Origin of the sequence: Caballeronia sp. dw_276 (assembly GCF_018449635.1) — a bacterium.
In the GTDB taxonomy this organism is placed as follows: Bacteria; Pseudomonadota; Gammaproteobacteria; order Burkholderiales; family Burkholderiaceae; genus Caballeronia.
The window spans coordinates 143035-157245 of sequence record NZ_JAAVUV010000002.1; the positions used below are offsets into that span (position 1 = coordinate 143035).

14 protein-coding genes are annotated in these 14211 nt (G+C 58.2%); 6 read left to right on the top strand and 8 right to left on the bottom strand.

Annotation, left to right across the window (positions count from 1 at the left end; genetic code table 11):
• Positions 1 to 78: 78 nt before the first annotated feature.
• Positions 79 to 504 carry a VOC family protein gene (locus HB633_RS03600; RefSeq protein ID WP_213776707.1) on the bottom strand — a complete coding sequence of 142 codons (426 nt, stop codon included), beginning with the start codon at positions 502 to 504 and terminating at the stop codon, positions 79 to 81.
• A 110-nt stretch (positions 505 to 614) separates the two neighbouring features.
• Here HB633_RS03600 and HB633_RS03605 point away from each other — a divergent pair, with 110 nt between their 5' ends.
• Positions 615 to 1568, top strand: a complete 954-nt coding sequence (locus HB633_RS03605) for a LysR family transcriptional regulator (RefSeq protein WP_213776708.1) — start codon at positions 615 to 617, stop codon at positions 1566 to 1568.
• 85 nt (positions 1569 to 1653) lie between these two features.
• Complete coding sequence (locus HB633_RS03610; RefSeq protein WP_213776709.1) at positions 1654 to 2862, top strand: cytochrome P450; 1209 nt, start codon at positions 1654 to 1656, stop codon at positions 2860 to 2862.
• A gap of 70 nt (positions 2863 to 2932) precedes the next feature.
• Here HB633_RS03610 and HB633_RS03615 read toward each other — a convergent pair whose 3' ends face one another.
• The 4 genes from HB633_RS03615 to HB633_RS03630 form a co-directional block, all read right to left on the bottom strand.
• Complete coding sequence (locus tag HB633_RS03615; RefSeq protein ID WP_213777170.1) at positions 2933 to 3370, bottom strand: hypothetical protein; 438 nt, start codon at positions 3368 to 3370, stop codon at positions 2933 to 2935.
• Between the two features lie 171 nt (positions 3371 to 3541).
• On the bottom strand, positions 3542 to 4894 hold the full coding sequence (locus HB633_RS03620; protein ID WP_213776710.1) for an adenylosuccinate lyase family protein: 1353 nt from the start codon (positions 4892 to 4894) through the stop codon (positions 3542 to 3544).
• A gap of 12 nt (positions 4895 to 4906) precedes the next feature.
• Positions 4907 to 6073, bottom strand: coding sequence for an enolase C-terminal domain-like protein (locus HB633_RS03625; RefSeq protein WP_213776711.1), 1167 nt, complete (start codon positions 6071 to 6073; stop codon positions 4907 to 4909).
• 21 nt (positions 6074 to 6094) lie between these two features.
• Positions 6095 to 7435, bottom strand: a complete 1341-nt coding sequence (locus HB633_RS03630) for a cation:dicarboxylase symporter family transporter (protein WP_213776712.1) — start codon at positions 7433 to 7435, stop codon at positions 6095 to 6097.
• A 244-nt stretch (positions 7436 to 7679) separates the two neighbouring features.
• Here HB633_RS03630 and HB633_RS03635 point away from each other — a divergent pair, with 244 nt between their 5' ends.
• Complete coding sequence (locus tag HB633_RS03635; protein WP_213776713.1) at positions 7680 to 8405, top strand: GntR family transcriptional regulator; 726 nt, start codon at positions 7680 to 7682, stop codon at positions 8403 to 8405.
• Between the two features lie 4 nt (positions 8406 to 8409).
• On the opposite strand, the gene HB633_RS03640 is transcribed toward HB633_RS03635, so the two are convergent.
• Both HB633_RS03640 and HB633_RS03645 read right to left on the bottom strand, forming a co-directional pair.
• A complete protein-coding gene (locus HB633_RS03640; RefSeq protein WP_213776714.1) occupies positions 8410 to 9069 on the bottom strand; it encodes an AAA family ATPase in 660 nt (219 codons plus the stop codon).
• On the bottom strand, positions 9069 to 9533 hold the full coding sequence (locus HB633_RS03645) for a type II toxin-antitoxin system prevent-host-death family antitoxin (protein ID WP_255580728.1): 465 nt from the start codon (positions 9531 to 9533) through the stop codon (positions 9069 to 9071). Before HB633_RS03645 ends, HB633_RS03640 begins: the two co-directional genes overlap by 1 nt.
• 99 nt (positions 9534 to 9632) lie before the next feature.
• Between HB633_RS03645 and HB633_RS03650 the strand changes: the two genes are divergently transcribed.
• The 3 genes from HB633_RS03650 (at position 9633) to HB633_RS03660 (ending at position 13690) form a co-directional block, all read left to right on the top strand.
• Entirely contained in the window at positions 9633 to 10949 is a 1317-nt protein-coding gene (locus tag HB633_RS03650) for a chloride channel protein (protein ID WP_213776715.1), read from the top strand.
• A 299-nt stretch (positions 10950 to 11248) separates the two neighbouring features.
• Complete coding sequence (gene glpK, locus HB633_RS03655) at positions 11249 to 12748, top strand: glycerol kinase GlpK (protein WP_213776716.1); 1500 nt, start codon at positions 11249 to 11251, stop codon at positions 12746 to 12748.
• A gap of 75 nt (positions 12749 to 12823) precedes the next feature.
• Positions 12824 to 13690 carry an MIP/aquaporin family protein gene (locus HB633_RS03660; RefSeq protein WP_213776717.1) on the top strand — a complete coding sequence of 289 codons (867 nt, stop codon included), beginning with the start codon at positions 12824 to 12826 and terminating at the stop codon, positions 13688 to 13690.
• A 63-nt stretch (positions 13691 to 13753) separates the two neighbouring features.
• On the opposite strand, the gene HB633_RS03665 is transcribed toward HB633_RS03660, so the two are convergent.
• Positions 13754 to 14035: a DUF4148 domain-containing protein gene (locus HB633_RS03665; protein ID WP_213776718.1), complete on the bottom strand. Its 282-nt coding sequence runs from the start codon at positions 14033 to 14035 to the stop codon at positions 13754 to 13756.
• Positions 14036 to 14211 lie beyond the last annotated feature (176 nt).

Sequence of the window (14211 nt, forward strand, 5' to 3'; positions counted from 1 at the left end):
GTGCCCGTTAAATAAATCGAAAATTAATGCGGAAACATCGGGTTTCGCGAAAATAAAACGGGGTTCTCAAGCGGACGCTTACTTGGCAAACACTTGTCCCATGTCTTCGAACGCCTTGAATTCCAGCGCGTTTCCACCGCAAGGATCGAGAAAAAACATGGTCGCTTGCTCGCCCGGCAATCCCTGAAAACGGATTTGCGGCTCGATGATGAACTTGACGTCTTTCGCGCGAAGCCGCTCGGCGAGGGCTTTCCATTCGGGCATTGGCAAGATAGCGCCGAAATGACGGACCGGTACATCATGGCCATCCACTTCGCTCGTCGATTTATGGCCGGTTTCCTCCGGCGAGAGGTGCGCCACGATCTGGTGCCCGTAGAAATCGAAATCGACCCAGCTTTCCGCGCTCCGGCCTTCGGGGCAACCAAGCAGCTCACCGTAGAACTCGCGGGCTTTCGCAATGCTATTGACGGGAAACGCGAGGTGAAAAAGCACCGGTGATGTCATTTGCAGCCTTGAGGAGTAGTTGTCGGAATCTCGTTATGCCGGCAATGTTAAGATAAAGAATAAAGAATGAGAAACGCATATTTTAAAGCCTAAGCATCAAATAATTTCATATGCTCCGCTACCTTGTTACCTTCCTGACCGCTGCTGAAACAGGCTCGTTTTCAGGTGCCGGAGAGCGCTTGGGTCTGACGCAATCGGCGGTCAGCATGCAGATCAAGCGACTGGAATCGGATCTCGGATGTGTGTTGTTCGAGCGCAGCGGGAAATCCGTGCAACTCAGCGAACGTGGACGGTCGCTGGTCAGTCACGCACGCGACCTGGTTGCGCGTTATGACGATATGAAAGCCGGCGCATCACCAGACGCATCTGCGATCAATCTCGGCGCAATATCGACGGTTCAATCCGGGCTGCTTCCCAAGGCCTTGCGAGGTTTCGTTGAAGATTGTCCGGCGACACACATCCAGATTACGCCAGGAACATCTATCCAATTGCTGGCACAGGTCGATGCAGGCGAACTCGACATTGCAGCCATGATCAAGCCGAATTTCGGCATTCCCGCCAACCTCGTATGGATTCCGTTATTGGACGATGTCTATGTCGCGATTGCGCCCAAAGCGGCGACAGGTTCGCTAAGAGAATGGGCGCTCGATCTGCCGTTCATTCGCTACGACCGGCGTTCCTACGGCGGAGGCCTCGTCAATACGTTCTTGCGGCGGCAAAAACTGATGGTTCGCGAAGGCATCGAGCTGGACGAACCGGCGGTGATTGTGCAAATGGTTGCGGAAGGACTGGGATGGTCCGTCGTACCGGGAGATTTGCTGATGCTCCGTACTACGCCTTTGGTTCAACGTCTTGCGCTGCCGGGCCAACCCGTAAGTCGCAAGCTGGGTCTGCTGGTCAGGAAAGCAGTTCTGGATCGGGCGACCACACGGGCACTCGTGACCAGTCTTCAGGAAGAAGCGCGCATGCGCCGGGCAGAAACCGCAAAAATGGACGATGCACCCGCCCCCTCCCGCAAGGGCGTGACCGCGCGCCGGCCAAGAATCAAGCGGCCAAGCAGGTAGCTTTCCATTTACCCGATGGAATAAGTCCGCGTCACAGGTGTTATCAAGGCGTACGCCTTCACTAACATCCTTACGAACGCCCCACATGAAATTCAGCGATCTGTCCTCCCCCGCCTTCTTCGAAAATCCTTATCCGTTCTACGAACAACTTCGGGCCGAAGCCGCTTTGGTTCCGCTTGCGCCGAACGTTGTACTGACGGGCCGCTACGCAATCATCGAAGCGTTGCTTCACGACCGGCGCATGGGCAAGACCTATATGCAAAGCGTTGCCGCCCGATACGGCGAAAGCGGATACGAACAACCCGTGTTCCAGGCGCTGAGCCGCATGTTCCTGATGATGAATCCGCCCATGCACACGCGCTTGCGCAGCTTGCTGATGAAGGCGTTCAATGCACGTCAGATCGATCTGCTCCGTGACATTGCCCAAAGCACCGCGGACAACCTGATTGACGCTCTCAAGCCGAAAGAGGAATTCGATCTCGTGAGCGACTATCTGTTTCCGCTGCCGGTAAACATCATTTGCCGCCTGCTCGATGTCCCCGTGGAAGACGGGGTCAGGCTGGGGTCGGCCGCAAGCCACTTGGGCAACGCGCTCGACAGCGCGCCCATGGACGCCGAGCGCCTAGCCGCGGCGAACGAAGCGACTCTGACCTTGCAGCGCTATTTTGCGGGTGTAGTCGAGCAAAGGCGCTTGAAACCGGGCAACGACCTGGTTTCCGCGCTCGTGCGAGCAGAGGAAGCAGGCGAATCCCTCAACGACGATGAAATCATTTCGAACGTGCTGCTGCTGTTTGTTGCCGGGCATGAGACGACATCGAACATGTTGGGCAATGCGTTGATCGCGTTGCATCGTCAGCCTGGGCAACTTGCACTGCTTAAGCGCGATCCGTCGCTGCTTACCAAGGCGGTGAGCGAGTGCCTGCGTTTCGATAGCTCAGTGCAGATGATCGTACGCACGGCGCTTGAAGACGTGGAAGTCGAGGGTGTATCGATTGCGCGCGGAACCATTGTGTTCATGATGGTGGGCTCGGCCAATCGCGATCCCGGCCAATTCAGCAATCCGGATCAATTGGATATCGAGCGTGCGCTTCAGGGCAAGTTGCTGTCGTTTGCCGCCGGGATTCACCATTGCCTCGGCGCAAGGCTTGCCACACTTGAACTGGAAATTGGGTTAGGCACGCTTGTCTCGCGCTTGCCGGACTTGCGCATCACCAATCTCGATGCACTGCAGTGGCGGCAACGCAATACCTTGCGCGGCGTGGAATCGCTAAAGGCTTTGTATTGCGTTCTTTAGCATTTGATTAAATCAAATGCGCTATTTCCCGGTCGATGGAAATAGCGCCTTAAAGCCAAAACGCCTGCTTTTAACGGTGGCCCATTCCACCGTAACCATGCATGTGACCACCGCCGTGGAATCCACCGGCGTAACCATTCACGTGATAGTGGTTCATCTGGTTGAAATGGTTGTATCGATGGAAATGGTGGAAACGGTCTACAAAAATAAAGCCCACACCCACGCCGATAAACACCGGCGGTCCCACATACCACGGGTCCACGTACGGATATTCGGCTATCGGGTAAGTCAGCATGCTGCCGTCATCGGCCTGAACGATACGCCACGTGCCATCGCTTTGAAGACACGTCCGCCCGACAATCTGCTGCATCGTGCCGTCTATCTCCGCCTGTCCCGCAATTGCGCGGCAATTGGATTGCAGTTCGGGCGACATGGAGTCGTCGAAACTTTGTGCAAACACCGGCGCTGACGCGGATAAAACCGCGCAAGCAAGTACTGCATGTACCATCCCCAGGCAAAAAGCTTTACGCATGATCGTTGTCTCCAGCAATGATCCCGGCAGGTAACGTGCGGCTTTGCAAGCGCCTTGATGACGCTTTAGCAAATGCCGCTCGTGCCGGGGTTACATGGATTAAACGGGCGAATGCGCTTTATTATTCCGGGGGTATCTCACGTAAAATTACACGCTCGTAGCATTCGCCACCGACCGCGCCATGAGCGCCGCGGCGCCAAGATAGTTTGCCGGGTCAGTGAGTTCGCGCAGCCGCGCTTCGCCGAAAGCATCGCGGATCTTTGCGTCTTCCATGAGCACGTCGAAAAGCGTTCGGTGGTTTTCAATTGCGATGCGGCACGCGTCATAGACCACGTCATGTGCATGTTGCCGCCCGATGCTCGGCGCCAGACCCATCATTACCGCTTCCGCCACGATCAAACCACCCGTCAGGTCCAGGTTCTTGCGCATTCTCCCGGCATCGACCACGAGACCACGAAGCATGAAATTCGCCTGATGTAACGCGCTGGCGCAAAGCAGGAAACTTTCGGGCACCGCGCTCCATTCGAGATGCCACGGGCCGGTTGCGCGCTCGAAGTCGTGCATCATGCCGTCGAGCATCAACGCCGCGCGCTCGCGCAGCATTTTCGCGGCAGCGAACATCAGTTCGCTCGATATCGGATTGCGCTTTTGGGGCATCGTGGAACTCGCGCCGCGTCCAGGTACGAACGGCTCGGCCACTTCACCGAATTCGGAGGCGGCCATCATCATCACGTCGAGCGCGATTTTTCCCAGCGATCCGCCGATGCTCGCCAGAAGCGAGACCAGTTCACACAGGCCATCGCGCGCGACATGCCAGGTGATTTCCGGATCACGAAGATTCAATTCGGCCGCGAAGAGACGTCGTGTTTCGATTGCGCGTTCGGGATCGTTGAGCGATGCAAGCGTGCCCGCCGCGCCGCCGAACTGCACCATCAGCGAACGCTCTTTGGCTTGCGCAAGACGCTCGGCATGACGGTTCAGAGCAGACAACCATACTGCTGCGCGAAAGCCGAACGTGACCGGCAGCGCATGTTGCAAATGTGTGCGGCCGGCCGTCACCGTCTCGGCGTGCTTGTTGGCAAGATCGCGCAACGCGCCGCGCACGTCATCGAGCTGACGTTCGATAATCGCCACGCCTTGCGCGCATTGCAGCATGGTCGCGGTGTCCATGATGTCCTGCGTGGTCGCGCCCCAATGCAGATAACCGCCGGCATCGCCGCACATTTCACTGACTTGCTTGACGAGCGGCAAAATCGGATAACCGACGATCTCTGTCTCAAGACGCAATGCTTCAAGATCGAGCTTCGAAAAATCGGCACGCTCAGTAATCTCCCGCGCCGCTTCTGCGGGAATCAGACCGGCTTTGGCTTGCGCACGGGCAAGCGCCGTTTCTGCATCGATACAACGCGCAAGATACGCGGTGTCCGAAAACACATCGCGCATTTCCGGCGTGCCGAACATGTCGCGAAAGAGAGCAGAGTCGAATACGGTGGTGGACATCAAGGATTCCTTTTAATGATTCAGGCGCGCGAGCCATGGCCGCAACGCTTCTTTTTCTTCGAGCCCGAAGCCGGCCGCTTCGGTCGGGCGCACGAGTCCGCCGCCCACGCCGCAACCGGGCGGATATCCGCCGAAGGGCTGGAAAACGCCGGGATAGGCTTCGCATCCGCCGAGTTCAAGGCCAACGGCTATGTGCAAATTGATCAGATGGCCACCGTGAGGAAACGCTTGCGCGCGATCGAAGCCATGCCTTTCCATCGCGTCGATCATGCGTGCGTATTCGGTCAGTCCGTAAGCCAGGCCGGCGTCCATCTGGAAGATGTCCTGACCCTTTCGCATGCCGCCAAAGCGGATCAGATTCAATACATCAGGCACGGAAAAAAGGTTTTCTCCAGTCGCGATGCGTCCTTCGTAAACCTCCGCTACCTGGCGGTTCAGATCGTAGTCGAGCGGATCGCCGATCTCTTCGTACCAGCGTAAATCGTAGGGCGCGATCGCCTTGGCATACGCAAGCGCTGTGTCCAGATCAAAGCGTCCGTTGGCATCGACTGCGAGGCGCTGACCTTCACCGGCCACCTTCAACGCGGCCTCTATGCGTGCGATGTCCTGCGCGAGTGTGGCGCCGCCTATCTTCATCTTGAACGCATCAAAACCGAGTTCACGATAACCGCGGAATTCATCGGCGAGACGCTGCGTGCTTTCATCCGGGTAGTAGTAGCCGCCCGCCGCGTACACGTTCACGCCTTCGCGCTTGCCCTGCCGTCCGAAATGCCGCGCGATAGTGATGTGCGCGGGTTCATCGGCGAGCTTGGCGTTGAGGTCCCACACCGCCAGCTCGATTGCGCCAGCCGCCGCAGCGCGATCGCCGTGGCCTCCGGGCTTCTCGTTGCGCAGGACGGTTTGCAGGACCTTGGCGGCATCGAAGCGCTCGCCTGAAGCATCGAGCAACGACTCGGCCGATGCAGCCTTGAGGCGCGGAATCATCCGATCGCGCAGGATGCCGCCTTGCGCATATCGGCCGATGGAATCAAATGCATAGCCGGTCACGGGACGGCCGTTGCGGATCACATCCGTTTCGAGCGCGACCAGCGACACGTCGTGCTCGGCGAAGCTGACCAGCGCGTTCGCCACGTTTCCTTCCAGTGGTACGGAGACTTCCTTGATCGCGGTAATACGCATGAACATGTCCTCGGGATGACTTCAGATAACCTTGCCGTCGCTTGATCCGAACACACGCGTGTATTCGCTGCGTGCGGCGGTTTCATTGAACTCGCCAGTGGACTTTGCGATGACGAGCGTCGCCACGCTGTTGCCCATCGAGTTGCAAATCGAAACCGCTTGCGACGTGAACCGGTTGATGCCGAACAGGATCGGCAATCCTTCTATAGGCAAGAGGCCCGATGCGGTGACCGTCGCTGCAAACACAATGAACGTGCCGCCCGAGACAGTCGCCGCGCCCTTTGATGTCAGCAACATCAGCAAAAGCAAGCCGAACTGCTGATGCAAATCGAGCGGCACGCCATACGCATTCGCCAGGAACATCACGCAGAGCGACATGTACACGGCGGTGCCGTCGAGATTGAACGCATAACCTGTGGGCAAGACCAGTCCGACTGATTGACGCGAACAGCCAAGCTTTTCGAGTTTTTCAAAGAGGCGCGGCAATGCGCTTTCTGAAGAGGCCGTGGCGAACAGCAGGAAGATTTCTTCCTTGAAATAGCGCAGGAAGCGGAACACATTGAAGCCGTAGAGCCGCAATATCAGGCCAAGCACGACGACCACAAAAAACGCCAGCGACAGGTACATCACGATCAGCAAGTAGCCGAGCGAGATCACCGCGCTCATGCCGCTGCTGCCGATCGCAAACGCGATCGAGCCGAACGCGCCGAGCGGGGCGAACTTCATGATCACATCGACAAACTTGAAGAAGCAGTCGGACATCCGCGATAGCGCATGCTCCACGCTTGCGCGCTGCTCCGTGTTGAGCATCAGGACCGCCGCGCCAAAGCCGATCGAGATCACGAGTACCTGCAGCAGCGATCCATTTGCAAACGCGCCGATGAAGTTATCGGGAAAGAGCGTCAGGAGGAAATGCTCGAACGATACGTGCGCCGCCTTGCCATACGTCTCGTGCGCTGCCGCCGCAGCTTCCGGGCTCTGCACGAGATGCATGCCGGCACCGACATCGGAGAGATTGGCGATCACCATGCTGATGATGAGCGCAATGGTCGAGACGATCTCGAAGTAGATCAACGCACGCAAGCCGATCCGCCCGACGTTCTTCAGATCGCCGGCAGCAGCAATACCGAGCACGACGTTCAGGAACACGAGCGGCGCGACGATCATCTTGATCAGCCGCAGGAAGATGTCGCCGAGAATTTTCATCTGCACGGCAAGATGCGGTGCAATGAACCCAAGTGCGAGACCGAGCACGATTCCGACCACGATCTGGAAACCCAGCCGCGCGTAGAACGGCTGGCGCGGCTTTGCGCCGGCGACCCCATCTTCCGTCTGGTGCGCCATATTCGTATGAACAGCCATTTCGGTCTCCGTTGTCGTGCGGACTCGGCACTTGCATCAATTTTCTATAAGTCCGTACATTTTCAATATGTACGGACTATATTAGTGTAGATGGAAATACGTCAACTTCGGGTTTACTCGGGGCACGGCCCGCCGTCGGGGTTTGCGCCCTGGACGCCTTGGCAACCGGGCGTGCGCCAAGATACGATGACGCGCTTGGCTTTCGCGGCCATGCTCTTGAAACAATAGGAAAACGGGGAAGGTTATGAAACCGCGCTACGTCGAACTGGCGGATCAATTGATTGAAGCGATCGGCAATGGGACGTTCGTGGTCGGCGCGGCCTTGCCCAGCGAAATCGACCTTTCGACGCAATACGGCGTGAGCCGCGCAACCGTGCGATCGGCGCTGCAGAAGGTGCAGGATCTGGGTCTCATCTCGCGGCGCAAGCGTGCGGGTATTCGCGTCGAGGCGTCAAAACCGCGCGTGGCATTCGAACAGTCGATGTCCAACGTCGAAGACCTGATGCAGTTCGCGGTGCTTACCGAGCGGCACGTCCAGTCCATCGGCGAGATATCCGCGAGTGCTTCCCTTGCCGCGCATATTGGCGTTGATGTGGGCTCGCGATGGTTGCGCATCGAGATGTTGCGGATCGATCCGGCCAAGCCGGAGCAGCCGATCTGCTGGACCGAGGTGTATCTGGACCCGGTTGCCGGTGCGGCCATCAGGCGCGAGTTGCGCAAGAACACCGGGTTGATCTGCGAGATGGTGGAGGAGCACTGCGGACGCGCGGCCCAGGAAGTGCGCCAGGAGATTCGCGCGGTCGGCGTGCCGGACCGTGTTGCTACAACGCTCGCCGCCGCGGCCAATTCGCACGCGCTCGAGATCGTGCGCCATTATGTAGACCAGCGCGGTCTCGTATTCGAGGCGACCATCAGCGTGTTCCCCGCTGATCGCTTTACGTATGCATTGCGGCTGACGCGGCACGACTGACGCGTTACGGAGATGACGCCTCGATCGCGGCCTGTACGACAGGCCGGGCCCATTCCGGCGTGGCGGCCAGCGCGGCGGCATCGTCCGGATCAGGAAAGACAATCTTTCCCGCGATGCATTCCAGCACCAGCACCGGATCGGGGATATCTTCGCCCGGCGAGGCTTCGGCGCTGTTATCGAAAACCTGGAGATTGGCCAGCTTTGGCAACAGCCTGATCAGGTTTGTGCGGGATCCGGTCCAGCGTTCGCGAATCTTGGTTTCGGGGATGTCGTGGCCGCCGTGGGCCACGCGCAATCTCACGCGCTCGATGTGCTGTTCCGGCGACGAAAGCCCGCAAAAAAGAATGAAGACGTCGTGCGTGCGGGTTGCAGCCATCAACATGTCTGGGATGGTTCGCGCGCCTAAAGTCGTTTCGAAGGCGAAGTTCGTTTCGGTTTTTATCGCCGATTCCAGGCTGGATCGACCGAATTCCCACGCGCGAGCATTGGCTTCATCCAGGTCCATGCCGGATTGCGCCATCAATTCCCGGGTGTAGGCGTCCGGGTTGAACCATGTCAGCCCGTACTCATGAACCATCGCCCCGCCGACCGAACTCTTGCCGGCTCCGTTGACGCCGGCAAGTACCAGAATGAATGGGCGCTGCCTTGCAACGACTTCCGGCATCAATACGATGAACCGGCCTTAGGCCGCTTGCCGGCTTTCCCCCGGGCGTTGAAGAGCGCCTGCACATTTGCGCGCGCTTCCGGCTGCTGGAGCGAAGCCAGCCGAGCATTAAACCGGTTTTCCAGCTCGTCCAACCCCGTTTGCTCGCGGGCTTTGAGCACCTGGATTTCTTCGGTGAGTTGTCTATAAGTGTTGACGTCGAGCATCACGATCTCGACAGCCGAGTGACTGGTTACAGCGACACTGCCTTCCTCGCGAACGAAGCGCACTACCTCGGCCCATTTATTCTTCACCTGAGATGCGTTCTTGCGTGGCAGCTCTTGAAAGTCAATCAAAGGAGTGATCACCATGACCTCCGCGTGTCGTGTCTTGCCATTATGGCAAAAATAGCCGGATTTTTCAATTTGCTTGGCGGCCGACCTGGAGATGCCGACTTCGAATGCGACCAGAGATCGCTCATTCATTCACTATTTACATCAATATGGTCAATAAATGAATTTGACGTCTTATTTTCCGGGCAGTAAATTCCGGGTTCTTGCTAATTGATATTTGCTGAATTACCGATGTCGACTTCTACCCCCCGCCCCGCTCCGGCCGAGCCGCTTTTCCGGCTTGCAGCGGTCACCGTTCTCACCGGCATCGGCGCCGGATTGGGCGGCATGGCGCTCGCCCTTCTGCTTCATCTGATTCAGCACCTCGCTTACGGATACAGCATCACCCTCCTGGTCGGACACGAAAGTTTCTATGAAGGTGTGGCCGCAGCATCGGCGGAACGGCGCATTGGTGTATTGCTCGCATGCGGTGTAATCGCGGGATTCGGCTGGTTCGCGGTGTATCGATACGGCCGGCCCCTCGTCAGCATCAAGAAGGCAATCAGCTCCGGCGATCCGCTCATGCCGCCCGCAACAACGACCGCGCACGCGCTCTTGCAGATCATCACGGTCGCGCTCGGCTCGCCGCTCGGCCGCGAAGTGGCGCCGCGCGAGGTTGGTTCGCTTATCGCGGGATGGCTGTCGCGTTACGCCGGTCTCAGCATCGAACAAACCCGGCTGATGGTAGCTTGTGGCGCGGGCGCAGGACTCGCCGCGGTCTATAACGTCCCGTTTGGCGGCGCGATCTTCGTGCTCGAAGTTCTGCTTCGTTCGTTCGAGTTGCGCGTGGTCATTCCCGCGCTGGTCTCGTCGGTCATTGCCGCGGTTGTCGCATGGCTGGGGCTCGGCGATGAGTCGCAGTACATCGTCCCGCATTTCGCGCTGAGCGCAAACCTGGTCGCATGGTCTATCGTCATGGGGCCGGTGTTTGGCGTCGCTGCGTTCGCGTTTGTTCAGTTGACCAGCCGTGCACGCGCCGCCGCGCCGAAGGGATGGACGCTGCCGCTTTTATCGATAGCCAATTTTCTTGTCATCGGCCTGCTGGCGGTTTCGTTTCCGCAAATCCTCGGCAACGGCAAGACGCCCGCGCAACTGGGCTTCAGCAATGAATTGACCATCGGACTTGCCGCGACCCTGCTGCTGATCAAGGTCGCCATCACAGTCAGCAGCTTGCGGGCCGGCGCTCAGGGCGGCTTGCTCACGCCCGGCATGTCCAACGGCGCGCTGCTCGCCATCGTGCTCGGCGGCGCGTGGACGCTGATATGGCCGGGCACGCCCATCGGCGCATTTGCGATTGTGGGCGCGACGGCGTTCCTGGCTTCATCGATGAACATGCCGATTACCGCGCTCGTCCTCATGGTCGAATTCACGCGAGTCGATCATGATTTCTTGGTGCCGATGTTATGCGCGGTCGCAGGTTCGATCGCGGCCAATCGTCTGCTCGAAACGAAAATGAAGGCGCGTTCGGAGACAGCGTTGACGCTCGGCGCCAACGCCGAAGGCGCCTGACCAGACGATCTATCCAACGCCTCTCGCGATCGCCGGCCTGCATGCCCCGCATGCGGCCGGCGTTTTGCTTTTGGCTTCCGCACCTGGTTGCCAGCACCATTTGTGACTTTACATTTTCGAATCTGTTCATTAGCATTCGAATTCGAACATTATCGGTTCGATAAATTTTCTTTTGTTGACAGATACTGGGAAAATCCGCGGCGCTGGCGAGCAGTGCGCATTGAACCGAAGGTTAAAACAAGAAGCCGTTAATATCGCCAGACAGACCCGGCGATTCGTCCAGGAAAGTGGAGAAGACAATGCAGGAGCAATACATCCTCGCGCTCGATCAGGGCACCACAAGCTCACGCGCGATGCTGTTCGATCGCCAGGGAAACGTGGTCTCCGTGGCGCAAAAGGAATTCGCGCAGATTTATCCGCAGCCGGGCTGGGTCGAACACGATCCGCAGGAAATCTGGTCCACGCAAGCGGGCGTCGCGGCAGAAGCCGTCACGCGGGCCGGGTTGAACGGGGCGTCGATTGCGTCCATTGGCATCACGAATCAGCGTGAGACGACCATCGTCTGGGATCGCGAGACGGGCCATCCCATCTATAACGCGATCGTCTGGCAAGACCGCCGCACGGCCGACCTCTGCGATCAGCTCAAGGCGCAGGGACTCGAAGAAAAGGTGCGCGCGAAGACCGGGCTGCCTATCGATTCGTATTTCTCGGCGACCAAGATTCGCTGGATTCTCGACAACGTGGAAGGCGCGCGAGAGAAAGCCAAAAACGGGCGTCTCGCATTCGGCACGGTCGATAGTTGGCTGGTCTGGAACTTCACAAAGCACGCGCTCCATATTACCGACGTGACCAACGCGTCGCGCACCATGCTGTTCAACATTCATACGCTCAAGTGGGACGATGAGCTGCTCGACGCGCTCGATATTCCGCGCAGCATGCTGCCGGAAGTGCGGTCATCGTCCGAAGTCTATGGACCAACGAAAACGACGGTGTTTGCATCGAAAGTTCCGCTCGGCGGCATTGCAGGCGACCAGCACGCTGCCCTTTTCGGCCAGATGTGCACGCAGTCCGGCATGGTGAAAAACACCTACGGCACGGGTTGCTTCCTCGTGATGAACACGGGCGACAAACCCATTGAATCGAGCAACAATCTTGTGACCACCATCGCATGGCAGATCGGCGACAAGGTCAATTACGCGCTGGAAGGCAGCATTTTCATTGGCGGCGCGGTTGTGCAGTGGCTGCGCGATGGACTCGGCATAATCAAGACTGCGAAGGAAATTGAAACACTTGCGCGCAGCGTTCCGCATAGCGACGGCGTGTATCTCGTGCCCGCTTTCGCCGGTCTTGGCGCGCCCCATTGGAACGCGCATGCACGCGGCACATTGTTCGGCGTAACTCGTGGCACGACGTCTGCCCACCTTGCGCGCGCGGCCCTGGAAAGCATTGCGTACCAATCTATCGATGTATTGAAGGCCATGGAAGCCGACTCCGGCATGCGGATCGGCGAATTGCGCGTGGACGGCGGAGCCGTGGCCAACGACTTGCTGATGCAATTTCAGGCCGATATCCTGGGCGTTGACGTGGTGCGCCCGAAAATCAGCGAGACGACCGCGCTAGGTGCGGCCTATCTTGCAGGACTTGCCGTGGGCTACTGGGAAGATGTGGACGAACTGCAAAGCCAATGGAAGCTGGACAGGCGTTTCTCCGCGGTCCTTCCTGCCGAAGACGTGAAGCGTCACATGCAAGGCTGGCATCGTGCGGTGAACGCTGCCAAGGCATGGGCTGACGCGTCCTGAGCCTATCTTTATCCGGGTGAGCAAATCAACCGGATAAAGGCCACCGCAATTCATTTTTCCCGGAGCAATTTCTTAGTGTCTTCTACTGCCGTACCCTTCACGAGAAAAAAATTCATCGGAGAACTAATCTCCGAGGCTGTCGCGGTTTTTATCATCATCGCGTTTGGCGATTCCGTTGCATGCATGTACACCCTTTACGATCCCAGCCCCTACGCGAACGCATATTGGGGCGTCTGCATCTCATGGGGACTGGCGGTCACGCTGGCCATCTATATCACCGGTTCGATCTCCGGCACGCATGCGAATCCCGCAGTCACGCTTGCGCTTGCCATGTTCCGCGGTTTCTCATGGAAGAAGGTCTTGCCTTATTGGGCAGCGCAACTGCTCGGGGGCATTCTGGGCGCAGTGATCGTGTACGCGCTGTTCGGTCCGGTCATCGATCACTACAACCTGACGCATCATCTGACACGCGCGGAAGGCGGCGCCGCTGGGGTGTTCTTCACACATCCGGGTCTGGCAGTCACGCCCATGCACGCGTTCTCCAATGAAGTCATTCTCACTGCGCTTTTGCTTTTCGGCATTTTCGCGATCACCGAACAATTCAACGAAATGGCGCCGCAGGCCAATTCGGGTGCGCTCATGATCGGGCTGCTGGTAGCGATCCTGGGTTCATCGATGGGATATCTGGAAGCATGGGCCATGAACCCCGCCCGCGATCTTGGTCCAAGGATATTTGCTTACTTTGCAGGCTGGGGATCGTCGGCGCTACCCGCGCCCGATAACTACTGGTGGATTCCGGTGGCGGCGCCCTTGCTCGGCGGTGTGATTGGCGGCGGGGCTTACCAGTTGTTGATTTATCCCTTCCTGCCTGCCCGGACAAAAGCCAAAACGACGCCCTCCGACGAACGCAGAGACGCGCCTGCACAAGGACAACGCACTTAAGCGCGTCCTCAGCAGTCTGGCGCCGAACGTCAATTCGTTTGGCGCCTATTCAAGCTACTTAAATCAATGGTCAGCGGTAGGGTTGCCGACCGGAGACATCGACGTCCCCGTGTCTGACACGCCGCCATACGCGCTTGCACCGCTACCGGCATGTACGCGTGCTTCTGCGGCCTGGATATCCGACGGGTATGCAGCGTCCTGCGATACCGGACGATACCCGGCGTTTTCGAGCTGGACCAGGTCAGCGCGTACTTCCGCGCGCGTAACGGGTTCGGCCGTTTGCGCAAATGAAACGACGGGCGTAGCCAATGCGATGGCCAGCGTTGTGAGAATGAATGATTTCATGATGGTCTGCCTCTATGCGAAATGAAACATAGGCTTCGCTCGGCATGAATGAAGCCCACGGTCATCTGTCAATCAACATGCGATGACCATGACGCAATTCTGAGGGACCTGTGCTGACCTAAAGCTGACGCCAAAATGACAAGCTCGTCATGTTCAGCCGATTGAAGGCTTTAAAC